We start from the raw sequence: 21,759 nt of genomic DNA on the forward strand, positions 1-21,759 counted from the left end.
TGAAACGAGTTTTTTATAACAAAGAGATAAATGACTATCTTCTTTTATCTTTAATCTTAGCTTTTTTACCAGTAAGTTCTCTGAAGTAGAAGATTCTCGCTCTTCGTACAGCACCTTTCTTGTTGATTTCAATTTTTTGCAAAGCTGGCAAGTTTACCGGGAAGATACGCTCTACACCAACAGCTCCAGACATTTTACGAATAGTAAAAGTTTCTGTGTTACCAGAACCTCTTCTTTGAATAACAACTCCTTTAAAAAACTGAGTTCTTGTTTTTTCACCCTCTTTAATTTCGTAGAAAACTGTGATAGTATCTCCAGCTCCAAAAACAGGGAAATCTTTTTTCTCAACTAATTCGGTTTGAACGAATTTCATTAAATCTGCCATGATAATTTTAATTATGGTTTTTTATATAGAGCAACATTCACGGATCTCGCCAGAGGTTAGTCTAAGTCGGGTGCAAAAATACAAAAAAAGTCGAAAGTTGCAAGTCGAAAGTCGAAAGATTACGAATGTTTTTGAGTTATGTCTTTAAGAATTTGAACTTTATGACTCATTTAGCAAGTCCGGGCGTCTGTTTTTTGTGTGCTCGTAGGCCATATCCTCTCGCCATTTGTCAATTTTAGCAAAATGTCCGCTGGTTAAAACTTCAGGGACTTTCCAACCTTTGTAGTCAGCAGGTCTCGTATATATAGGTCCTGAAAGCAGATTATCCTGAAAACTATCCGTCAAAGCCGAAGTCTCATCGCTTAAAACACCCGGAATCAATCGTATTAAAGCATCCGATAAAACCAAAGCTCCTAATTCTCCACCAGATAATACATAGTCGCCAATCGAAATTTCTTTGGTAATAAAATGATCCCGTACACGTTGGTCTACACCTTTATAATGCCCGCATAAAATGATAATATTTTCATACATCGACATGGTATTGGCCATTTTTTGGTTCAGCGTTTCACCGTCAGGCGACATATATATGATTTCGTCGTATTCGCGTTCACTTTTCAAATGTGTAATGCAGGCATCAATTGGCTGAACCGTCATCACCATTCCGGCACCGCCCCCAAACGGATAATCATCAACACTTTTTTGTTTGTTGGTTGTGTAATCACGTAAATTATGAAGATGAACTTCGACCAAACCTTTATCAATGGCACGTTTCATAATCGAAGCTTCAAACGGACTTCTTAATAATTCAGGTAAAATCGTAATAATATCAATTCTCATATCTCTCAATAATTTTATGTGCAAAGATACAAAGTAATATTTGGTACTATTTTAAAAATGAAACTTAAAAGTTACTAATGGAGATTTAATGTCTTATGAATTATTTTTTATACTTTTTTCTCTGAAAATCAATAGGTTATAAAATAATTATGTAATATTTAATTGGAATTATGTAAAAATTATCCCCTGGTTTTTGCTTATTATTGCACACCTGCTAAATAGTAAATAGTCAAAATTCTAAAAATGATATTATGAAAAAAATAATGCTAATTATTGCGATAGTAATTTTGCACGCTTCTTGTGCAACTACCAAAAATTCTATGGCTGGAACTGTGGGAGAATCAAAATCCAAATTAATTAATACCTGGGGAACTCCTGTCCGAACTTTATCTAATAATCAAGAAGGAGAAATTCTTGTATATGCTGATCAGATTTTTTTGGATTCCCATAATTCGGATGGCATCAAAATGGCAGGTCAAAACTATTGGATTTACAATTATATATATGTAAGCAAGGATGGAAAAGTTACGGCTACAAGACAAGAAAAACAAAATTTTCCTCCCCAGGCTATTGATTCTGAGAAAATAATGGGAATGAATTTATTAACTGGAAGGTAATATTTATTTGGTTTAAAATGTTTTTAACGGATCAATAACTTGATGAAATATTTTTTATTTAATTGTATAATAGTTGTTTTTTGGATATATTTAGTAAATGTATATAAGAAAAATAGCGATCCTTATTTTTATATTGTTTTGTTCCTGTGAAAAAAATAATAAAAATCAATATTTCGAGAGTATCGAATATAATGATGTAAAATTGTCTCAACCTGTTGAGGTAGAGTGGTTATTTTCCCGCAAAGAAAAAGGACAGACTTTTGAACAATATAAAAAATCCAGACATATTGTTCCCACAAAAAAATCCAATATCATTTATATAAGACCAATTGGAAATTTTACTTTTCTACAAAAGAAACAAATTGAACTCCTCAGGGAATATTTGGAAATTTACTTTCAACTTAGAACACAAAACTTGAAAACAGTTTCTAATACTATCATTCCTTATTCGGCAAGAAGAATTGGTAATGAAAATAACGAACAGTTTTTGGCAGGATATGTTTTGGACAGTGTTTTGAAAAAAGAGAATCCTTTGAATAGAATTGCATTAATGGGACTGACGGAAGTTGATTTGTTTCCTAAACCGGATTGGAATTACGTGTTCGGGTTAGCTTCTTATCGCGATAAAGTTGGGGTAAGCTCAATTTACAGACTCCAGGATGGAAAATTAACTTCTAAAAATTTTAATGTCTGCTTATCACGACTCCTTAAAATAAGTTCTCACGAAATTGGGCATATGTTTGGTTTGCATCATTGCATTAATGCCAATTGTGTTATGAATGGCACCAATAGCTTATCCGAAACAGATAAAAATTCGATTCGTTTATGCTCTGATTGCCAAAGAAAATTAAATTCATGTATAAAATATAACAATAATAAGAGACTAAAAGATTTAGAAAAATATTTTAAAAACAATAATTTATTACAGGAATTTCAATTGATAAAAAAAGATCTTGATGCTATTGAATAAAATTCTGTAAATTTTTTAAAGATTACAATGCAGATTCAAAAAATAAAAATACTGGCAATCACAGGAAGTACGAGAAATAATTCAAGCAATTTTAAACTTTTAAAATTTATTGCTGAACACATTAAAGTTGATTTTGAGGTTGAGATATTCGAAGGTTTATCTGAAATCCCTCATTTTAATCCGGATTTGGATAATGACAATCCACATGAAAACGTTGTATCATTCAGAAATAAAATTGAATCTGCTGATGGAATTATAATCTGTACACCCGAATATGTTTTCAGTCTACCCGGAAGTTTAAAAAATGCATTAGAGTGGTGTGTTTCGACTACTATTTTCTCTAATAAAAAAGTTGGATTGATAACAGCTTCGGCTTCAGGTAAAATGGGTCATGAGCAGCTTTTATTAATTATGAAAACGATTGAAGCCAGATTTGAAAATAATACACAGATTCTCATACAAGGTATACGCGGGAAAATTGATGAGGAAGGAAATATTATCAATGAAGAAACCCTACATGAACTTCAATTTTTTATAAGCAGTTTTGAAAATCAATTTTCAGCTCCTGCTAATATTTAAATCATAAAATTGGCCCAATAGTATTATAATCTAAAAATATGGTTTTCATCATTATTTATTTTCTGTAGATTTTAAAATTATCTCATTATAATTATCATGATTTATTTTCAAATGAATAAGCGAATTACTTTGGAATAGAATCTCCAAAGCCTTATTTTTGACTAATAAATAACTAATAAATGACTAATAATATGGAAAATCCTGTTGCAAGTAATGAGTTTCTTTTTGGCGATGAAATTGAGTGGGAAGTCGTTGGAGAAGGTATAAAACGTAAAATCTTAGCTTTTGACAATCGCGTTATGCTGGTTAATGTATATTTTGAAACCGGAGCTATTGGTGCTCTGCACGAACATTACCATACTCAGGTTACCTATATAGCAAAAGGTAAATTTGAGGTAACAATAAATGGAGCTACAAAAACATTAAAAGAAGGGGATAGTTTTTATATTCCGCCTCACGCCATTCACGGTGTTTTGTGTTTGGAAGAAGGAATGCTGACGGATGTTTTTAGTCCAATGCGGGAAGATTTTATGAAATAATTTTTTTTCTGTTGCAAATTAGATTGGTATTTTTGCAATATGAATTTATCCAAAACCAATGTCTTGTTTATGGCAGTTTGCACAGGACTAATTGTTGCAAATCTTTATTATTGCCAGCCTCTGATTGTTTTAATTGCTAATGAGTTTAAAATTCCTGAAGCAAATGCCGGAACAATAGCCTATCTTACTCAGGCAGGTTATGCCATTGGACTATTTTTTATGGTTCCGCTCGGGGATAAAATCGAACGTAAAAAACAAATTTTAGCAACCACTTTTGCATCAGTAATTGCATTGATTATTGCAGCTACAGCAAAAAATTTCCTGATTTTGCAAATTGCTTCTTTGCTTATCGGAATCACGTCTATTGTACCACAGCTTATTTTGCCTTTGGCAGCGTCATTGACTAATCCCGAGCAACGCGGAAAAGTTATCGGAACTATAATGAGCGGATTGCTTGTTGGGATTTTATTGTCCAGGACTTTAAGCGGATTTATAGGTCAGGTTTTAGGATGGAGATCCATGTTTTGGATTGCCGCCGGAATATGTCTTTCAATATTTTTTGCCATTCAAAAGAATTTCCCTATAAATAAGCCACAATTTAGTGGTAATTATGGTCAATTAATTCAGTCTCTTTTTACATTAATAAAAACACAGCCGGTTTTACGTGAAGCGACTTTAATTAATGTATTTTGCTTTGCCCAGTTTGGTGCTTTCTGGACAACAATGGTTTTGCTTCTTTCAGGTACACCATTCAATTTTAATAGTGCAACAATTGGACTTTTTGGAATTGTAGGGGCTTCAGGAGCTTTAGCAGCACCTTTGGTCGGCAAAATGGGAGATAAAAAAAATCCAAGAATAGCTGTAGGTTACGGATGCTTATTAATGTTAATTAGTTTTATTACTTTTTATTTCTCTATTGAAAGTGTCATCGGAATTGTCATCGGAATTATTTTTATCGACATTGGAATCCAGGGCGTTCATATTTCTAACCAAACCCGTGTTTATTCTTTATTGCCCGAAGCCAGAAACAGATTGAATACAGTATTTATGTCTTTTAGTTTTTTAGGAACTGCAGCAGGTTCAGCCTACGGATTATTTTTATGGAAAATTGGCGGATGGCATGCAGTTGCTATTGGTTGTGCAATTTTGGCACTATCATCTTTGCTGGTTTATGGACTTACATTTAAATCTAAATCAAATCTTAAAAAACAGAGTACATAAAAATTGATACAAAATTAATTCGTAAATTTGCATTCAAAATTAAAAATAACAACAATGGAAAACGGAATATACGCTAAATTCAATACTGCTAAAGGTTCGATTTTAGTAAAATTAGCACACGATTTAGCACCAGGAACCGTAGGGAATTTTGTAGCTCTTGCAGAAGGAAATATGGAAAATAAGGTAAAACCTCAGGGTCAAAAATTCTATGATGGATTATCATTTCACAGAGTAATTCCTGATTTTATGATTCAGGGAGGTTGTCCTAAAGGAACCGGAACAGGAGATCCGGGTTATAAATTTGATGATGAATTTCATCCAAGTTTAAAACATGATCGTCCGGGAGTTTTAGCAATGGCAAATTCAGGACCGGCAAGTAACGGTTCTCAATTTTATATTACACATGTCCCAACTTCATGGTTAGACGGGAAACATACTGTTTTTGGTCATGTTATCGAAGGTCAGGACGTGGTTGATTCTGTTGCTCAGGGAGATGCTCTCGAAACTGTAGAGATTCTTAGAGTTGGTGAAGAAGCTGAAAAATTCAATGCAATTGAAGCTTTCGTTGGTTTAAAAGGTGCGCGTCTAAAACGTGATGCTGCTTTAAAAGCAGAATCTGAAGCAAAAATGGAAGAATTGGCTGCTGGTTTTGACAGAACAGAAAGTGGATTGCGTTATAAAATGATTCAAAAAGGAGATGGTAAAAAAGCCGAATCCGGTAAAACAGTTGCTGTACATTATGAAGGTTCTTTAGAGACCGGAAAAGTTTTTGATTCTTCTTATCCACGCAAAAAACCAATCGAATTCAGATTAGGTCAGGGTCAGGTTATCGAAGGCTGGGATGAAGGTATTGCTTTATTGCAGGTAGGTGACAAAGCTCGTTTTGTAATTCCATCCGATTTAGCTTATGGAGCTGCGGGAGCAGGAGGAGTCATTCCACCAAATGCAACTTTGATTTTTGACGTTGAATTAATGGACGTAAAATAAAACTTAGACTGATTTTAAATAGTCTTAATAATGAATCCCATTTGATCCGTCGAATGGGATTTTTTTTATATTTACTCAAAAATCTACGCTGATGAAATCAAAATTTTTAACTCTTGTTGTACTAACTTTAATATTGGTTTCCTGTGGTACGCAAAAGACTTCTCCAGTTGCTTCAACTACCCAGAGTGCTGAACCTAAAAAAGACGTTGTATTAACATCGGAATTAATGGAAGGTCAGATTTTATATTCAAATAATTGTGCAAAATGCCACAAGTTGTATGAACCAAAGAAATTTAGTCAGGAAGAATGGGCACCAATCTTAGTAAGGATGCAGAAAAAAGCGCATCTGGATGATACACAGATAGCCTCTGTTTCGAATTATATTAATTCACAATTATAAAATATTCAAAAAGCATTCTTTAATCGGGATGCTTTTTTGTTTGAAAGAAACATAAAAAAAACACCTTCAGAAATGAGGTGTTCAAAAAATCACAAATTACTGACAGCAATTATTTTTAAGGTTTTTATTCCGGCAGGCAGTTCCCAATCGACTTGATCATTCTCTTTAAAACCAATTATGGCAACACTTAACGGAGCCAAAATTGATATTTTACCTTCTTTAACATTTGATGCGGAAGGTAGTACAATCTGAATTTTCATTTGCTTTTGTGCTTTTACATCTTCAATGGTAACGTGCGAATTAATCCGGATAATCGAACTATCCAAAACATCTTCCTTACTAATAATGGCGCGATCCAGTTCATGCGACAGCTGTCCAATTTCCTTGGCATTTGTAGCATTTTTACTTTTTAATATCAATTCCCTTAAGAAATGATAATCTTTTTTGCAGAAAACAGGAGTTGGTTTCATATTTATTATTATTTAGATTGTTATTTATATATCCAATAGGTATGATTAGCATATTGAAAGGAAAATATTTTTATTGTTAGAGAATTTTGAAATAGGTGTAAACGGAAATTTTATTTGACAGACAATGCTCTTTCAAATAAGTAAACAATTTAATGCGGGTAAAAAATCCTCCGCCTGAAAGAAGAAATGAAATAGACGGAGGCCTAATTAATAAAGGCCTTACTATGTAAAATAAATACAGCAGGAAGCGGTTTTCTGTTTAAAGAAAACAACAATATAAAAACTGTAAATAATAGTGTGCTCAAAATGAGTATAATTTATTTGATTGGCTAAGATAGCTAAACTTTTTAAATAGACGGATTGATTATTTCCATTTTATGCCACAACCAATACTTGGTTTCTGGATTTCGTTTAAGCTTCGGTTGTAAATCAGGGCATCGATAGCATTTCTTAAATCGCTGCCGCTTAAAGGGATTCCGTTGTTAGGTCTCGAATCGTCCAACTGTCCGTGATAAAATAATCGGTTTTGATTGTCAAACAAATAAAAATCCGGTGTACAGGCAGCATCAAAAGCTTTGGCAACTTCCTGGCTTTCATCATATAAATAAGGAAAATCTATTTTGTTTTGAAAAGCAAATTCTGTCATCATTTCAGGTGAATCCTGAGGGGATTTTTTAACATCATTACTTGAAATAGCAATCACTCCAAGCCCTTGTACGCGATAATCATTAGCAATCATAATTACTTCGCTAACAACATGAAGTACAAACGGACAATGATTACACATGAAAATAACAAGCGTTCCTTTTGATCCTTTCAAATCTTCAAACGAATAATTGTAATTAGAATTGGTATCTTTTAATTTGAAGTTTGGAGCAAGAGTTCCAATCGGAATCATATTTGAAGGAGTTTGTGCCATTTTGAGAGTCTTTGTTCAAAAATAGATTTAAATTCTGAATAAGAAAGACACAACAATAAAAAATATCCAAAAAGGCTAATCTATGAAATAGTCTTTTTGGATATATAAAGTAGATTTAAGAATTCAGAAAATTCAGTAAATCGGTATTTAATTTGTCTTTATCAGTATAGAAAAGTCCGTGTGGCGCACCTTCATAAACGATGTAAGTATTGTTCGCTATGGATTCTGAAGCCTTTTTTGACGTAAGCTCAATAGGTACGATTTTGTCATCATCTCCATGAATAATCAGGGTTGGTACATTTATCGTACTTAATTCGTCCCTGAAATCTGTGAATGAAAATGATTCAGCACATTTTAAAGTGGCACGTGGCGACGCAAAAGAACATAACATTCTGTAATATTCTAATAATGGATTGCTTAAGGGTTTGTTGATGATGTTGACACCAAAAAAAGTCTTTCCGAAATTATCTACAAAACCTATACGATCCTCTTTAATTGCTGCAGCGGTAGTTTCACTTTTCTCTTTTGGATGGCCATCAGGATTATCATCTGTTTTAAGTAAAAAAGGAATAACCGAAGAAATCAGGGCTGCTTTTGTGACTCCTTTTCCACCATGACGGCTAAAATAGCGAACTACTTCGCCACCTCCCATTGAAAAACCTACGAGGGCTGCATTTTCCAGTTGCAGCTGATCGATAATTTCTTTTAAATCATCCGTTAGAGTATCATAATCATAACCATCCCAAGGTTGTGAAGATTTTCCAAATCCACGTCTGTCATAGGCAATAACCCTATAATTATTCTGAACTAGAAAATCAATTTGGTATTCCCACATTTCGTTAGAAAGTGGCCATCCATGAATTAAAATTACAGGTCTTCCTTTTCCGTAATCCTTAACATATAGTTTTACATTTTCTGCTGTTTGTATAAATTTATCAGTAGAATCCTGTGTTACATTAAAATCAAAATCTCTTAGTGACTGACTGTTATGAGATGAAATGTTTTCCATTTTATATTTTTTTTATATATTAGTTTCTTGCTGTACATTTGTAAAATTAGAAGCTTTGCCATCAAAAACAGTTATAGAATTAATAGTCATGCTTACAACATTAATAGATTAAAATTATTAAAGAATGGACTTAACCTGGAATGAATTTGAAAGAATCGATATGCGTGTTGGGACTATAATTGAAGTAAATGATTTTCCGGAAGCTAAAAAACCAGCCTATCAGATTGCGATTGACTTTGGTCCTGAAATAGGAATCAGGAAATCATCGGCACAAATTACCAAACGTTATACAAAAGAGGAAGTATTAAATCGTCAAATTGTGGCTGTTGTAAATTTTTCCAAAAAACAAATAGGAAAATTTATGAGTGAATGCCTGGTTCTAGGAGCAGTTGGCGATGAGGGAGACGTGATTTTGTTAGCTCCTGATTTTGAAATAGAAAATGGCTTGAGAATTGGGTGATTTTAATTAAAGAATAAATCGCTGATTATGAAAATAGTTAATAAAATTAGCACTAATAAAAATCCAGGCAGTATTATATTTAAAATAGCTTTGCCAATTGAAATTCTTTGAATTACCGAAATTCCAATGACTAAAAGTATGACAGACCAAATTAATAGAATTAGGTCAATAGAATAAAAAGTCCAGTAGATTACGTTATCTGATACATTTGAATAAAGATCAAACTGATTGGATTGAAAAACGGCATTACCGTAAATTGAAATTTGTAGAATAGTTATAAACAGAGAAAGTATGGAGGGTAAAATTGCATAAGCTAATACATTTAAAATAGATTTAGTATTACTTTTTCCGCCAAACCATTTCCCTGTCCGGCTTATTGCAGCTGCGTATAGAATATTAAAAAACCATCCGAAAGTAATACCAATTAGCAGACTGCAGCAAATAACTCCCCAAAGAGGTAAATGATCTCCCATATTTTTAGATATGGCTTTATCGAAAGCTTTTACAATTCCTGATAAAATTAAAATTAAAGTGACATGTTTATCGTATTTATAATTAGCAATAAATTTGAAAACCTCTTTTGGGGAAAACCATATTTTAGTTAGAATGTTTTCAGGAGTTATGATTTCATCTACTGGGAAATTATTATTAATCATTTTTATATTTAATTTTCTCAATTAATTGTTCTAATATCTGTTGTCCTTCTTCCCAATATTTTAAATCGGAATCAGAGTTGATGTGCCCTTGTTTCCCTACATTTACAAAATCGCTTCCCCACATTTTGGCGAAATATTCCTTTCTTTCAAAAGTGGCGTAAGGATCATTTTCGCTTGCCACAACTATTGATGGGAAAGGTAGTTTTGAAGTTGGAATTGGGGAGAAATTACGTGTGCATTCAGGTGTATGCTGGGGTGAATCTACATCAGCAGGGGCTACTAACAAAGCGCCAACGATATTTTTGTTTGTATTTACTTCTGCCCAATGTAAAACTAAAGAAACTGCTAAACTATGCGCTACGAGAATAGTGGGTTGATTCAGTTTAGCGATTTCTTCATTTAATCTTTCAAGCCATTCTTCGCGATTAGGTTCGTCCCAATTGTCCTGAACAATTCGTGTTGAGTTTTCGAATTTTTTATGCCAAAAAGTTTGCCAGTGTTTGTCTCCTGAATTACCAAGTCCGGGTAATATTAATAAATTTGTTTCCATTGCCGTGGATTATTTGAATCATTTTATTTTATGGTTTGTTTCTCTTTTAGGATTCGGTTTACTTCGTTTATAAGTAACGGAAATGCAGGTTCAGTCATTCCATGACCATATCCTTCTAATTCAAAAAGCTGGGTTTGCTTGTGTCCAACTAATTTCATCATACGTTCCATATATGCGTTTTCTTCATATCTGCCTAACATTTCCAGTTCACGATCTCCGGTAATTAATAAAAGCGGAGGAGCATCGGCACGAACATGAAAAAGAGGGGCAAACTCGTCAATTGTGGGTTGTTTTTCCGGAATTCCGTTTTCTCGTCTAATCTCAAAATGCGTAATACATTGCCCGCTAAACGGAATAATCCCGGCAATTTTATTGGCATCAATTCCTTCCTTTTGAAGATATTTTTTATTTAAGCCAATCATCGAGGCTAAATATCCTCCTGCAGAATGGCCGGAAATAAAAATAGAAGACTTATCACCATCATAATTGGCAATAGTATTAAAAGCCCAAGCAACTGCTGCAGCGGCATCTTCAATACATTTTTCTGCTTTTACTTTTGGAGATAATCTGTAATTAACCCCAATGATTGCAAAACCTTTGTTTTTTAAGGCTTCCGGGATTTCTTTGTTTCCTCCGGTTAGTCCTCCACCGTGAAACCACACTATTGTGGCAAATCCCTTCATGTTTTTAGGGTAGTAAATATCTAAAACACATCTTTCATTAATATACGAGTCTGCTTTATTTGTAGCTGTACTGTAATATGGTATGTTGGTTTTGGTTTCATATTCTGTTTTTTGGGCAATGCACGAAACGCCAATGATTAAATAAATAAATAAGATTATTTTTTTCATAATATAAATTGTTATTCGACTTTAAAATCGCCTTCCAGACCATTTTCAGCATGTGAAGCAATCCAGACTTTAAAATCACCGGGTTCTGTTTTCAGTTCCATTTTGTCATTATAAAAAGCAAGATCTGAAACAGGAATTGAGAATTGCACAGTTTTCAATTCTTTTGGTTTTAATTCGATTTGTAAAAAATCTTTAAGCTCCCTGACAGGTCTGACAATGCTTCCTGTAATGTCACGTATATAGAGTTGTACTGTTTCAATTCCTGTTGCGTTTCCAGTATTGGTAATACTTGCCGAGACAGTCAATTTATCATTGCCTTTAAGATTAGTTTTTTCGATTTTTAAATTATCGTATGAAAATGTCGTGTAACTCAATCCAAAACCAAAAGGGAATTGTGGTTCGTACCCTGCATCAAGGTAGTGGGAATTATTGCCTAACGAGCTTTGCCAGGCTTCCACCGGAATATCCTGAATAGCTACAAAAGTTTTAGGATCTGCAGGTCTTCCTGTGTTGGGATGATTGTAATAAATAGGAATCTGACCCACTTCTTTTGGCCATGTCACAGGTAATTTTCCTGACGGAGTTACTACTCCCAAAAGAACGTCTGAAATGGCCGGACCCGCCATTGTTCCAGGATGCCAAGCCATAACTAATGCATTCACTTTTGGTAAAACAGCTAGTAAAGTGATAGGTCTTCCTGCCATTATCACTAATACAATTGGTTTTCCTGTTTTTTGTAATTCGGCAATTAATTTTTCCTGTAATCCAGGTAAATTTATGTTAGCTCTGGAATGTGCTTCACCGGAAAGAATAGCTTCTTCACCGGCAAAAAACAGAATAACATCTGATTTTTTAGCTTGTTCAATTGCGGCTGCAAAACCTTCTTCAGATAAAGACCGGCTATGCGAAAGTCCGGCAGAATAAAATACATTATTGATTCCGAAACTATTTTGTAAAGCTTTAAGCGGCGTTTGAGAATCTTCCTTATTTCCATCAAAAACCCAGGTTCCTAATTGTTCTCTTGAGGCATCTGCCAACGGACCAATTACTGCTATTTTTTGATTGGATTTTAAAGGTAAAATCTGATTTTCATTTTTCAGTAAAACGCAGCTTTTACCCGCTGCTGTTTTTGCAGTTAGCAAAGCATCGGCACTTAATAATGAAAATTTTTCACGGTCTTTAAAGTATGGATTTTCAAAAATTCCGGCTCTGAATTTTATTCGAAGGATATTACGGACCATTTCATCCAATTGCTTTTCTGAAACTCTTTTTTCGGTAATCAGGGTTTTTAAATGATGGGAATAAGATAAACTCGTCATTTCCATATCAAGTCCTGCTGCTGCAGATTTGAGTGCTGCATCTTTTTCATCGGCAGCATAACCATGCGGAATCATTTCGGTAACTGAATTCCAGTCACTCACAACAAAGCCATCATATTTCCATTCTTTCCTCAGAATTTTTTTAAGCAAAAAGCTGCTTCCTGAAGCGGGAATCCCGTTAAGGTCATTAAAAGAACTCATGAAAGTTGCAGCTCCTGATTTTGCTGCTGCCTCAAAAGGTTTTAAATAGATATTTCGAAGCAAAGATTCTGACATACTCACAGTATTGTAATCTCTTCCCCCTTCTGCTGCTCCATAAGCCGCAAAATGTTTCGCACAGGCTAAAATTTGCCCGGGAACAGATGGGTCATTTCCCTGAAATCCCTTAATATAAGCAACTCCTAATCGTGATGCCAATAACGGATCTTCACCCGGCGATTCTGCAATTCTTCCCCAACGGGCATCCCTGGCAATATCCACCATTGGAGCATAAGTCCAGTTAATGCATCTGGAGTACGATTCATTAGCGGCAATTTTAGATGTTTTTTCAACCAATTCCATATCCCAGGATGCGGCTAGGCCTAACGGAATTGGGAAAATAGTTTTGTATCCGTGAATAACATCTCTTCCAAATAACAAGGGAATATGATTAGGACTTTCTTCTACAGCAATTTTTTGTATTTCCAAAACAAGATTAGGCTCAGTAAGGTTTAAAATCGCTCCAACCAAACCAAGTCTGACTTCATTTTTAAGTTCTTCAGATAATCCTTTACTGCGACTGGAAGTTCCTTTGAGGCATGCCTGACCAATTTTTTGTTCTATAGTCATACTTTTTATGACTTTGTCAATCTTTTTTTCTATATCTGAGCTCTTTTTTTGACTGTATGATATTGAAATTATCCAAAAAAAAGATAATAAACAATAAAGTGATTTTGTGGTTAATGTTTTCAAGGTTAGTAATTTTGATTTAAATATATAAAAAAAGTCCAAAATGAAAAACATAATGGACTTGTACTTTATAAAAAGTTATTTCGGATTAGATATCGTCGAAATCAATATTGGTAAAACTTGAAACCTGGTCTTCTGGTTTATCAGAACCATATTCTTTCTTAAAATCTTTTTGGTGTCTTTCAGAAATTACTTCTTCCCCTTTATGGTTCAGGACATATGATGTCATTTCTTCAAGAATTTCAGCAAAAGCACTAAAATCTTCCTTGTATAAATAAATTTTGTGTTTTTTAAAATGAAAAGAACCATCCTCTTCAGTGAATTTCTTGCTTTCAGTAATGGTAATATAGTAATCGTCAGCTTTGGTTGCTCTTACGTCAAAGAAATAAGTTCTTCTTCCTGCTCGTAATACTTTAGAAAAAATCTCTTCTTTTTCTAACATGTCATTTTCTCTCATAATACGTTCTATCATTTTTGGAATTATTAGTACTCAAAAATCATAAAAATTTATCTATTACGCAACAATTAAAGTGATTCTTTTTCTGAAAGTTGTTTAAAATATAACGTAGAATAATAGCCATCCTGATTTATTAATTGATTATGAGAACCTTGTTGAATAATTTGGCCATTTTCTAAAATAATTATTTTATCTGCATTTTTTGCCGATGAAATGCGATGGCTTACAATTATTGTAGTTTTATCCTTGCAAATTTTAAATAAGTTATTAAGTATCGTTTCTTCCGTTTCTGTATCTACCGCAGACAGGCAATCGTCAAAAAGTAAAATTTCAGGATTTTTGATAATAGCCCTGGCAATTGAAACACGCTGTTTCTGTCCACCCGAAAGTGTGATGCCTCTTTCTCCTAGAATTGTGTCGTATTGTTTGTTAAAAGTGATGATATTATCATGAACAACAGCATTTTTGGCAGCTTCAATGACTTCTTCATGTGTAGCATCCTGATTTCCAAATTTGATGTTGTTTTTAATGGTATCTGAAAACAGGAAAGCATCCTGAGGAACAATACCTATACTGCTTCTCAGATCATTTAGATTCAATTTACTGATTTCATTTTCGTCAATTGTAATTTGTCCCTCGGTAACATCATATAATCTCGAAATCAAAGACAGAATAGTCGATTTTCCGGAGCCTGTTTTTCCTAAAATAGCCAGTGTTTCTCCTTTTTTTACGGTAAAAGTGACATCCTTTAAAGCTTCAATATTAGTATCTTCATAGGTATAACTCACATTTTCAAAAGCAATTGAACCCTGAATATCAGACGGACTGTGATTGTTGTTTTTGATTTCAGGTTCAATTTTTAAAAATTCATTCAGACGTTTTTGAGAAGCTTCAGCTTCCTGAACCATTGAGGATACCCAACCTAAAGAAGCTACCGGCCAGGTCAGCATGTTAACGTACAAAATAAATTCGGCAATAGTTCCGATATTCGGAATCGTACCATTAATATACATCAAACCTCCAAAATAAATGACAACCAAATTACTAATCCCGATCAGGGCAATCATAAGAGGGCCAAATAGTGATTGCACTTTGGCTAAATCCAAACTTTTGCTTTTGCTTTCTTCAGATAAAGCAATCATATTATTCTGGTGTTGATTTTCTAATGAATACGCTTTAATGACACGGATTCCTGAAAATATTTCCTGTGTAAAACTGGATACTTTTGAAAGGTATTGCTGAAAGGTCGTGCTTCGTTTATTGATTTCTGAACTTAATTTAAAAATACAATAAGATAAAATGGGCAGTGGAAGAATCGTGTACAATGTTAACAAAGGCGAAACATTATACATATATAGGATAACAATTGCAAAACGAATGACAGTGTTTATGGTGTACATAACTGCAGGACCAACATACATGCGAACTTTGGAAACATCTTCACTGATGCGGTTCATTAAATCCCCGGTTCGGTTTTGCTTGTAAAAGTTCTGCGAAAGGTTTTCGTATTGCCTGAATACTTCGTTTTTTAAATCAAATTCGATATGACGTGACATCACAATTAAAGTCTGGCGCATTAAAAAAGTTAAAAATCCTGCTATAAGTGCACTTCCTATAATCAATAATACATTATGGACTAAATCGCGTTCGTAAAAATTTATAATAATTGTTGATTTTCTATCAACTTTTGATAATTTGAGGAATTGTTCAATAATGTCAAATACCTTACTAACAAGCTTTGGAGTAAACAAGAAAAATATTTGTGCGATTATAGTGATTAAAATTCCAAAGGAAAAACTGTATTTATATTTAATAAAATATTTATTTAAATAACTTAATTCTTTCATTTTTTTAATGGATTCAATGTTGAAACGAAATGATTTTATTCATTATTCTTAATAAAAAAGATAATAAAATGAATTTAATAAAAACAATTATATTGAAAAATAGTTGTTTTAAAGACAAAAAATTAGCACATATGCATTTTTTGTTTAAATTTGAGTTGTCTTTTTGACGAATTCATAATTTAAAAAAATAAACAATAACGCTATGGATGCAACTTTTGCAACTGGAAAGGAACTTCAAAAAATGGATCCTGTTTTTGGTCAGTTATCTTTTGACAATCACGAACAAATTGTATTTTGCAATGACAAAGATACAGGTTTAAAAGCAATTATTGGTATTCATAATTCGGTTATGGGGCCAGCATTGGGTGGAACGAGAATGTGGAATTATAATACCGAATGGGAAGCTTTAAACGATGTTTTGCGTCTTTCAAGAGGTATGACTTATAAATCTGCCATTACCGGATTGAATATTGGTGGTGGTAAAGCAGTCATTATTGGGGATGCCAAAACTCAGAAAACACCTGAACTGATGCGTAAGTTTGGTGAATTTGTACATTCTTTAAGCGGAAGATATATCACGGCTGAAGATGTTGGAATGGAAACTAAAGACATGGACACGGTGAGAGATGTTACGCCTTATGTTACCGGAATTTCTGAAGAAAGAGGGGGGTCTGGAAATCCTTCTCCTATTACTGCTTACGGTGTTTATTTAGGAATGAAAGCGGCTGCTAAAAGTCAGTTTGGTTCTGATGTTTTGGATGGTAAGAAAGTTTTAGTACAGGGAATTGGTCACGTAGGTGAAGCTTTAGTAGAATATTTGACTAAAGAAGGAGCAATCGTAACTATTGCGGATATTAATGAAGAAAAATTATACGAAGTAGCTCAAAAATATAACGCAACAATATTTGCAGGAGAAGATTTATACGCTGCAGATGTTGATATTTATGCGCCATGTGCAATGGGAGCAACAATTAATAATGACACTGTAAATAAAATTAAAGCTAAAGTAATTGCCGGTGCTGCCAACAATCAGTTAGCGGATGAAAATATTCACGGACAAAGATTGCAGGAAAGAGGTATTTTATATGCTCCGGATTTCCTGATCAACGCTGGTGGAATTATCAATGTATATGCCGAATTAGAGCATTATGGTAAAGCGGAGATCATGAGCAAAACCGAAAATATCTATAATACTACTTTAGAGATTATCGATTATGCTGTAAAAAATGGAATGACGACGCACAAAGCGGCACTTACAATTGCTCAGAATCGTATCGATTTAAGAAAAATAGAGAATAGTAAGAAGTAATTTTTTTTATTCTAAGTTTCAATCGCAATATTAGTCTCAGTATTCAGTCCAATTTCAAAATTTCGACTGAATACTGAGACTTTTTTATATCAATTATTAATTAGCTTTTGCAAACGTTTTTTATTGGTATAAATTTTAATATCCCCTTTGAAATTCTTATTTTTGCAGACTAATTTTTAAATGTTCTTACAAGGTGGTAAATAGAAGACACTTACGCGTTAAAGTCATGCAATCCATTTATGCAATGCATCAAAGCGGTTCTGACAATCTGGAAAAAGAAGAAAAATTTCTTTTTTACAGTATTGATAATATTCAGGATTTATACCTCATAATGCTTTCTTCACTAATTGAAATTTGTAAAAAAGAATCTGTTTTTTTACATCTGTCAAGTAAAAAACATCTTGCAACTGCTGCAGAACGTAATCCGAATGAAAAGTTTATCAAAAACAAAATTTTTCAGCTTCTTACAGAAAGCAATTCCCTTAGTATCGCTTTAGAAAATCGAAAAATCAACAACTGGACGTTGAATGACGATTATATCTTATTGCTTTTGAATGATATTAAAGCAAGCGATTTGTATGCTAAATACATGAATAATTCTACCAATACTTTTGAAGAAGACAGACAATTTATAATTGATTTGTTTTCTGACGTTATTGTACCCAATGAAAAATTGTATGAGTATTTAGAAGATGATAAATTAACCTGGGTTGATGATATTCCGGTTGTTAACACTTTAATTATTAAACAGTTAAAAGCAATTAAATCTGAAGAATCAGATGATTTCAGAGTACCTAAATTGTACAAGGATGTTGAAGATAAAGATTTTGCCAAAGATTTGTTTAGAAGAACAGTTTTAAACGAATCGATTTTAGCAAAAGAATATGATGACAAGACACCAAACTGGGACAGCGATCGTATTGCAGAAATTGATACTATTATTTTGAAAATGGCTATTTGCGAATTTTTAAAATTCCCTTCTATTCCTGTAAAGGTAACTCTTAACGAATATTTAGAAATCGCAAAAGAGTATTCTACACCAAAAAGCAGTATTTTTATAAACGGAATTTTAGATAACCTTGTAAAAGAACTTACAGCCAATAAAAAGATGGTTAAAGTAGGAAGAGGGTTAATGTAGATTAAAAAATAATAATAATAAATCAAAAAAAAAATAATTTAAATTATGGGACAATTTACTCAGTTTGCACCTTTCATTTTAATGTTTGTGGTAATCTATTTCTTTATGATCAGACCACAACAAAAAAGAGCAAAAAACGAAAAAGAATTTGAAAGCAGCCTAAAAGTAGGTGATAAGATAATTACTAAAAGCGGCTTACATGGTAAAGTGGTTGAACTTGCTGAAACTACAGTTGTAATCGAAACAATGTCTGGAAAATTAAAATTAGAGCGCTCAGCTATTTCTATGGAAATGAGTGCTGCTTTGAAAAAAGCATAAATTTTTTAGAAATTCTATTAAAAATATAAATCCCAAATTCTAAACTAGAATTTGGGATTTTTTTGTTCAATTAAAATGCCAGATAAAATTAACGTTTGCTAGTTATCATTTCTTTTTAGGCTTTTCAACGACATCAAAAGTTCCGGGAATAGCAGTCAATTCTGCAATTTTTACAATTACATCAGTTGCTTTCTGCATACTTTCCGCTGGGATATATTCATACTTTCCGTGGAAATTATGTCCACCGGCAAAAATATTAGGACAAGGCAATCCCATATAGGATAGTTGCGATCCGTCAGTACCGCCACGAATCGGTTTTATGATGGGTTTTATTTTTAATTCTCTCATCGCTTTTTCGGCAATATCAACAATATGTTTTACAGGAAGAACTTTTTCCTTCATATTGTAATACTGATCTTTCACTTTTGCTGTAACGATATCTTCACCAAATTGTTTAGCGAATTTTTTGTTGATTTTTTTGGTAATTTTCCCAATCAGTTCTTTTCTTTTTTCAAATTTATTCTTGTTATGATCTCTGATAATCAATTCTAAAACAGTTTCTTCAATGCTTCCGGTTAAATGATGTACATGAAAAAATCCCTCGTAACCCTTAGTTTCCTGTGGAGTTTCTCCTTTTGGAAGCTCGTTGATGAAATCATTAGCGATCAACATCGAATTGATCATTTTTCCTTTGGCATAACCCGGATGAACGCTTTTTCCTTTAAAGGTGATTTTTGCTCCGGCAGCATTAAAATTTTCATATTCCAATTCACCAATCTGACTTCCGTCCATGGTATAAGCCCATTGAGCGCCGAATTTTTCAACATCAAAATGATGAGCGCCACGGCCAATTTCTTCGTCAGGAGTGAAACCAATTCTGATTTTCCCATGTTTGATTTCCGGATGCTGAATAAGATATTCCATAGCAGAAACAATTTCAGTGATTCCCGCTTTATCATCGGCTCCTAATAACGTAGTTCCGTCAGTAGTAATTAATGTCTGGCCTTTATATTGTAATAAATCCTTGAAGTAATTTGGAGATAAAACTATATTTTTTTCAGCATTCAAAACAATATCTTTTCCATCATAATTCGGAACAATCTGAGGTTTTACATTCGCTCCTGAAAAATCCGGAGAAGTATCAAAATGTGAAACAAAACCAATTGTTGGTACTTCATGGTCAACATTGCCTGGTAAAGTTGCCATAATGTAGGCTTTATCATCTATAGTAACATCTTCCAAACCAATGCTTTTTAGTTCTTCAACTAATTTATTGGCCAGATTCCATTGTTTTTCGGTACTAGGTGTTGTTTGCGAATTTGGGTCTGATTCGGTATCAATAGTTACATAACTGATAAATCGATCTATTATATGTTGCATTTTTTTAATTTTTAGCAAAGATAGACATTTTTCAAGGTGTATTAATTAGTTTAAAAATCTGTAATATAAAAAGGATTCTATTCAATTAAATAGAATCCTTTTTATATCTTAATTATATAATTAAATGCTCTTAACGCATCTGAAACCAATGTGATTTGCCGGCGACTGGTAATCTCCTTTTCCCCTTGTTCCCACCATATAACGCGTGCAATATTGATCCGTACATAAAAAGGATCCGCCACGCTGTACTTTTTTTGGTAATCCGGGTTCTGAGGGATCGTGTGATTTTTCAGGACCTTGCGGGTTACGTGTAACCTTGCCGTAGTCTTTTAAAATAGAATAATAATCCGCAGTATACCAATCATTTGTCCATTCCCAGACATTGCCTCCAATGTCATAAATTCCATAAGAATTAGGACTGAATTGTGCTGTCGGGGCAATCCCAATATAACCGTCTGCACCAGTATCGCCATTTTCAACAGGGAAATTTCCCTGATAGATATTCCCCTGAAATTTCCCTTCAGGTTTTAAGATGTTTCCCCAGGCATACAACTGACCGGTTTTGCCTCCACGTGCAGCAAATTCCCATTCTGCTTCAGTTGGTAATCTCTTTCCTGCCCATTCAGCGTAAGCGACAGCATCTTCGTAAGAAACCTGAACTACAGGGTATTTTTCTTTTCCTTTTATTGAACTCAAAGGTCCTTCGGGATGTCTCCAGTCAGCACCTCCAACATACGTCCACCATTGCAGGTAGTTATTCAAATCTACTTTTGCGGGAGTAGGTGTAAACACTGCCGAACCTGCAATTAAATTTTCTAAAGGAACATCAGGATATTGCTCTGGAGTTGGTTTATTTTCGACCAGTGTAACGTAACCTGTTGATTTTACAAAAGCTTCAAATTGTTCGTTGGTCACTTCGGTTTTATCCATATAAAATCCGTCAACATATACTCTGTGTATAGGAGCAGCATCTTTTGTAACACCTTTTATACTGCACAAACTTTCGTCTTTAACATTGCTTCCCATAGAGAATTCCCCTCCTGGAATCCATACCATTTCTTTTGGAGTTTTATCAGTTGCTGGTTTGTTCTTATTTTCTAATGTTGGTTCAAACGATGACTCTTCAGCTGTATTTTGGGTTTCATTACAGTCTATTGTGTCATGACTTTCTTTCGGAATGTTAAGTTTAGTGCAACCATTGGCAATAGAAAATATTGAAATAGTAAGTAAGGCAAAAATCCAACGGGCTTTATTTCTCATTATAATGGGTGTTAACTGGAAGTAATTTTTAAATAATGTCAAAATTAAATAAATTATTCTATTTATTCTATAGGGTTACTAAACATTTTATTTAATTACTATTTTCTGTTCGCTTTTAGATCTTTTTACAATATAAAAAATACAATGGTAATCAAAAATAGGTGTTTTAAAGAGCTTAAAATGGCACAAAATTGAATTTATATGTTTGTATAAAAAGGGAGGAATTTTCAAGTATAATAATTAAATTTGCAACCAAAAAAATAAGCTACGCATGTATAAATTGATAATTCGCCCGATACTTTTTTGGTTTGACCCGGAAGAAGTACATTA

Annotated in this window: 24 protein-coding genes; 11 read left to right on the plus strand and 13 right to left on the minus strand. The window is 33.5% G+C overall.

Features of this window, described 5'->3' with window-relative positions; genetic code table 11:
* Nucleotides 1–34 precede the first annotated feature (34 nt).
* Together rplS and trmD are read right to left on the minus strand one after the other, a co-directional pair.
* Nucleotides 35–385 carry a 50S ribosomal protein L19 gene (gene rplS, locus ABI657_RS15415; RefSeq protein WP_294926668.1) on the minus strand — a complete coding sequence of 117 codons (351 nt, stop codon included), beginning with the start codon at nt 383–385 and terminating at the stop codon, nt 35–37.
* Nucleotides 386–544: 159 nt separating this feature from the next.
* Nucleotides 545–1,225 (minus strand): tRNA (guanosine(37)-N1)-methyltransferase TrmD, encoded by a 681-nt coding sequence (gene trmD, locus ABI657_RS15420; RefSeq protein ID WP_348098163.1) that lies wholly within the window; start codon nt 1,223–1,225, stop codon nt 545–547.
* A gap of 251 nt (nt 1,226–1,476) precedes the next feature.
* On the opposite strand from trmD, the gene ABI657_RS15425 reads away from it, so the two are divergent.
* The 7 genes from ABI657_RS15425 to ABI657_RS15455 all read left to right on the plus strand — a co-directional run bounded on the left by ABI657_RS15425 (nt 1,477) and on the right by ABI657_RS15455 (nt 6,538).
* Nucleotides 1,477–1,842, plus strand: a complete 366-nt coding sequence (locus ABI657_RS15425; RefSeq protein WP_348098164.1) for a hypothetical protein — start codon at nt 1,477–1,479, stop codon at nt 1,840–1,842.
* Nucleotides 1,843–1,939: 97 nt separating this feature from the next.
* On the plus strand, nt 1,940–2,812 hold the full coding sequence (locus ABI657_RS15430) for a Zn-dependent protease (RefSeq protein ID WP_348098165.1): 873 nt from the start codon (nt 1,940–1,942) through the stop codon (nt 2,810–2,812).
* Nucleotides 2,813–2,839: 27 nt separating this feature from the next.
* Nucleotides 2,840–3,391 carry an NAD(P)H-dependent oxidoreductase gene (locus tag ABI657_RS15435; RefSeq protein ID WP_348098166.1) on the plus strand — a complete coding sequence of 184 codons (552 nt, stop codon included), beginning with the start codon at nt 2,840–2,842 and terminating at the stop codon, nt 3,389–3,391.
* Nucleotides 3,392–3,582: 191 nt separating this feature from the next.
* Nucleotides 3,583–3,930 carry a cupin domain-containing protein gene (locus ABI657_RS15440; protein WP_348098184.1) on the plus strand — a complete coding sequence of 116 codons (348 nt, stop codon included), beginning with the start codon at nt 3,583–3,585 and terminating at the stop codon, nt 3,928–3,930.
* A gap of 69 nt (nt 3,931–3,999) precedes the next feature.
* The gene (locus ABI657_RS15445) at nt 4,000–5,151 is read left to right on the plus strand and encodes an MFS transporter (RefSeq protein ID WP_348098167.1); all 1,152 of its coding nucleotides are present in this window, start codon (nt 4,000–4,002) and stop codon (nt 5,149–5,151) included.
* Between the two features lie 54 nt (nt 5,152–5,205).
* Entirely contained in the window at nt 5,206–6,138 is a 933-nt protein-coding gene (locus tag ABI657_RS15450) for a peptidylprolyl isomerase (protein ID WP_348098168.1), read from the plus strand.
* 91 nt (nt 6,139–6,229) lie between these two features.
* Nucleotides 6,230–6,538, plus strand: a complete 309-nt coding sequence (locus tag ABI657_RS15455) for a cytochrome c (RefSeq protein WP_348098169.1) — start codon at nt 6,230–6,232, stop codon at nt 6,536–6,538.
* An 89-nt stretch (nt 6,539–6,627) separates the two neighbouring features.
* Here the strand turns inward: ABI657_RS15455 and ABI657_RS15460 are convergent, their stop codons facing one another.
* The 3 genes from ABI657_RS15460 to ABI657_RS15470 form a co-directional block, all read right to left on the minus strand.
* Nucleotides 6,628–7,008, minus strand: a complete 381-nt coding sequence (locus tag ABI657_RS15460) for a GreA/GreB family elongation factor (protein ID WP_348098170.1) — start codon at nt 7,006–7,008, stop codon at nt 6,628–6,630.
* Nucleotides 7,009–7,372: 364 nt separating this feature from the next.
* A complete protein-coding gene (locus ABI657_RS15465) occupies nt 7,373–7,927 on the minus strand; it encodes a thioredoxin family protein (RefSeq protein WP_348098171.1) in 555 nt (184 codons plus the stop codon).
* A gap of 115 nt (nt 7,928–8,042) precedes the next feature.
* On the minus strand, nt 8,043–8,936 hold the full coding sequence (locus ABI657_RS15470; protein ID WP_348098172.1) for an alpha/beta hydrolase: 894 nt from the start codon (nt 8,934–8,936) through the stop codon (nt 8,043–8,045).
* 124 nt (nt 8,937–9,060) lie between these two features.
* Between ABI657_RS15470 and ABI657_RS15475 the strand changes: the two genes are divergently transcribed.
* Nucleotides 9,061–9,396, plus strand: coding sequence for a tRNA-binding protein (locus tag ABI657_RS15475; protein ID WP_348098173.1), 336 nt, complete (start codon nt 9,061–9,063; stop codon nt 9,394–9,396).
* Nucleotides 9,397–9,398: 2 nt separating this feature from the next.
* Here ABI657_RS15475 and ABI657_RS15480 read toward each other — a convergent pair whose 3' ends face one another.
* The 6 genes from ABI657_RS15480 to ABI657_RS15505 form a co-directional block, all read right to left on the minus strand.
* The gene (locus tag ABI657_RS15480) at nt 9,399–10,052 is read right to left on the minus strand and encodes a YIP1 family protein (protein WP_348098174.1); all 654 of its coding nucleotides are present in this window, start codon (nt 10,050–10,052) and stop codon (nt 9,399–9,401) included.
* Nucleotides 10,045–10,602 carry an alpha/beta hydrolase gene (locus tag ABI657_RS15485; protein ID WP_348098175.1) on the minus strand — a complete coding sequence of 186 codons (558 nt, stop codon included), beginning with the start codon at nt 10,600–10,602 and terminating at the stop codon, nt 10,045–10,047. The genes ABI657_RS15480 and ABI657_RS15485 overlap by 8 nt, the downstream gene beginning before the upstream one ends.
* A 23-nt stretch (nt 10,603–10,625) precedes the next feature.
* On the minus strand, nt 10,626–11,453 hold the full coding sequence (locus tag ABI657_RS15490) for an alpha/beta hydrolase (protein ID WP_348098176.1): 828 nt from the start codon (nt 11,451–11,453) through the stop codon (nt 10,626–10,628).
* Between the two features lie 11 nt (nt 11,454–11,464).
* Nucleotides 11,465–13,600, minus strand: a complete 2,136-nt coding sequence (locus ABI657_RS15495; protein WP_348098177.1) for a glycoside hydrolase family 3 N-terminal domain-containing protein — start codon at nt 13,598–13,600, stop codon at nt 11,465–11,467.
* 208 nt (nt 13,601–13,808) lie between these two features.
* Complete coding sequence (locus tag ABI657_RS15500; RefSeq protein WP_348098185.1) at nt 13,809–14,177, minus strand: PUR family DNA/RNA-binding protein; 369 nt, start codon at nt 14,175–14,177, stop codon at nt 13,809–13,811.
* Nucleotides 14,178–14,245: 68 nt separating this feature from the next.
* The gene (locus ABI657_RS15505) at nt 14,246–16,024 is read right to left on the minus strand and encodes an ABC transporter ATP-binding protein (RefSeq protein ID WP_348098178.1); all 1,779 of its coding nucleotides are present in this window, start codon (nt 16,022–16,024) and stop codon (nt 14,246–14,248) included.
* Nucleotides 16,025–16,226: 202 nt separating this feature from the next.
* On the opposite strand from ABI657_RS15505, the gene ABI657_RS15510 reads away from it, so the two are divergent.
* From ABI657_RS15510 to yajC, 3 genes are all read left to right on the plus strand, one after another.
* A complete protein-coding gene (locus ABI657_RS15510) occupies nt 16,227–17,333 on the plus strand; it encodes an amino acid dehydrogenase (protein WP_348098179.1) in 1,107 nt (368 codons plus the stop codon).
* 226 nt (nt 17,334–17,559) lie between these two features.
* Nucleotides 17,560–18,471 carry a transcription antitermination factor NusB gene (gene nusB, locus ABI657_RS15515; RefSeq protein ID WP_348098180.1) on the plus strand — a complete coding sequence of 304 codons (912 nt, stop codon included), beginning with the start codon at nt 17,560–17,562 and terminating at the stop codon, nt 18,469–18,471.
* 45 nt (nt 18,472–18,516) lie between these two features.
* Complete coding sequence (gene yajC / locus ABI657_RS15520) at nt 18,517–18,789, plus strand: preprotein translocase subunit YajC (protein ID WP_348098181.1); 273 nt, start codon at nt 18,517–18,519, stop codon at nt 18,787–18,789.
* A 105-nt stretch (nt 18,790–18,894) separates the two neighbouring features.
* Here yajC and pepT read toward each other — a convergent pair whose 3' ends face one another.
* Together pepT and ABI657_RS15530 are read right to left on the minus strand one after the other, a co-directional pair.
* Nucleotides 18,895–20,169 carry a peptidase T gene (pepT, locus tag ABI657_RS15525; RefSeq protein ID WP_348098182.1) on the minus strand — a complete coding sequence of 425 codons (1,275 nt, stop codon included), beginning with the start codon at nt 20,167–20,169 and terminating at the stop codon, nt 18,895–18,897.
* Between the two features lie 120 nt (nt 20,170–20,289).
* A complete protein-coding gene (locus ABI657_RS15530; protein ID WP_348098183.1) occupies nt 20,290–21,429 on the minus strand; it encodes a formylglycine-generating enzyme family protein in 1,140 nt (379 codons plus the stop codon).
* Between the last annotated feature and the right edge of the window lie 330 nt (nt 21,430–21,759).

Source organism: Flavobacterium sp. (assembly GCF_039930565.1).
Taxonomy (GTDB): Bacteria; Bacteroidota; Bacteroidia; order Flavobacteriales; family Flavobacteriaceae; genus Flavobacterium.

Excerpts from the sequence above, each read along its gene's own strand:
- ABI657_RS15450 (WP_348098168.1), top strand. The coding sequence starts at position 5,206 with ATGGAAAACGGAATATACGCTAAATTCAATACTGCTAAAGGTTCGATT.
- ABI657_RS15460 (WP_348098170.1), bottom strand. The coding sequence starts at position 7,008 with ATGAAACCAACTCCTGTTTTCTGCAAAAAAGATTATCATTTCTTAAGG.
- ABI657_RS15530 (WP_348098183.1), bottom strand. The coding sequence starts at position 21,429 with ATGAGAAATAAAGCCCGTTGGATTTTTGCCTTACTTACTATTTCAATA.
- ABI657_RS15490 (WP_348098176.1), bottom strand. The coding sequence starts at position 11,453 with ATGAAAAAAATAATCTTATTTATTTATTTAATCATTGGCGTTTCGTGC.
- ABI657_RS15425 (WP_348098164.1), top strand. The coding sequence starts at position 1,477 with ATGAAAAAAATAATGCTAATTATTGCGATAGTAATTTTGCACGCTTCT.
- ABI657_RS15470 (WP_348098172.1), bottom strand. The coding sequence starts at position 8,936 with ATGGAAAACATTTCATCTCATAACAGTCAGTCACTAAGAGATTTTGAT.
- trmD (WP_348098163.1), bottom strand. The coding sequence starts at position 1,225 with ATGAGAATTGATATTATTACGATTTTACCTGAATTATTAAGAAGTCCG.
- ABI657_RS15475 (WP_348098173.1), top strand. The coding sequence starts at position 9,061 with ATGGACTTAACCTGGAATGAATTTGAAAGAATCGATATGCGTGTTGGG.
- ABI657_RS15445 (WP_348098167.1), top strand. The coding sequence starts at position 4,000 with ATGGCAGTTTGCACAGGACTAATTGTTGCAAATCTTTATTATTGCCAG.
- ABI657_RS15500 (WP_348098185.1), bottom strand. The coding sequence starts at position 14,177 with ATGAGAGAAAATGACATGTTAGAAAAAGAAGAGATTTTTTCTAAAGTA.
- nusB (WP_348098180.1), top strand. The coding sequence starts at position 17,560 with ATGCAATCCATTTATGCAATGCATCAAAGCGGTTCTGACAATCTGGAA.
- ABI657_RS15510 (WP_348098179.1), top strand. The coding sequence starts at position 16,227 with ATGGATGCAACTTTTGCAACTGGAAAGGAACTTCAAAAAATGGATCCT.
- ABI657_RS15465 (WP_348098171.1), bottom strand. The coding sequence starts at position 7,927 with ATGGCACAAACTCCTTCAAATATGATTCCGATTGGAACTCTTGCTCCA.
- ABI657_RS15430 (WP_348098165.1), top strand. The coding sequence starts at position 1,940 with ATGTATATAAGAAAAATAGCGATCCTTATTTTTATATTGTTTTGTTCC.
- pepT (WP_348098182.1), bottom strand. The coding sequence starts at position 20,169 with ATGCAACATATAATAGATCGATTTATCAGTTATGTAACTATTGATACC.
- ABI657_RS15505 (WP_348098178.1), bottom strand. The coding sequence starts at position 16,024 with ATGAAAGAATTAAGTTATTTAAATAAATATTTTATTAAATATAAATAC.
- yajC (WP_348098181.1), top strand. The coding sequence starts at position 18,517 with ATGGGACAATTTACTCAGTTTGCACCTTTCATTTTAATGTTTGTGGTA.
- ABI657_RS15480 (WP_348098174.1), bottom strand. The coding sequence starts at position 10,052 with ATGATTAATAATAATTTCCCAGTAGATGAAATCATAACTCCTGAAAAC.
- ABI657_RS15495 (WP_348098177.1), bottom strand. The coding sequence starts at position 13,600 with ATGACTATAGAACAAAAAATTGGTCAGGCATGCCTCAAAGGAACTTCC.
- ABI657_RS15440 (WP_348098184.1), top strand. The coding sequence starts at position 3,583 with ATGGAAAATCCTGTTGCAAGTAATGAGTTTCTTTTTGGCGATGAAATT.
- ABI657_RS15435 (WP_348098166.1), top strand. The coding sequence starts at position 2,840 with ATGCAGATTCAAAAAATAAAAATACTGGCAATCACAGGAAGTACGAGA.
- ABI657_RS15455 (WP_348098169.1), top strand. The coding sequence starts at position 6,230 with ATGAAATCAAAATTTTTAACTCTTGTTGTACTAACTTTAATATTGGTT.
- ABI657_RS15485 (WP_348098175.1), bottom strand. The coding sequence starts at position 10,602 with ATGGAAACAAATTTATTAATATTACCCGGACTTGGTAATTCAGGAGAC.
- rplS (WP_294926668.1), bottom strand. The coding sequence starts at position 385 with ATGGCAGATTTAATGAAATTCGTTCAAACCGAATTAGTTGAGAAAAAA.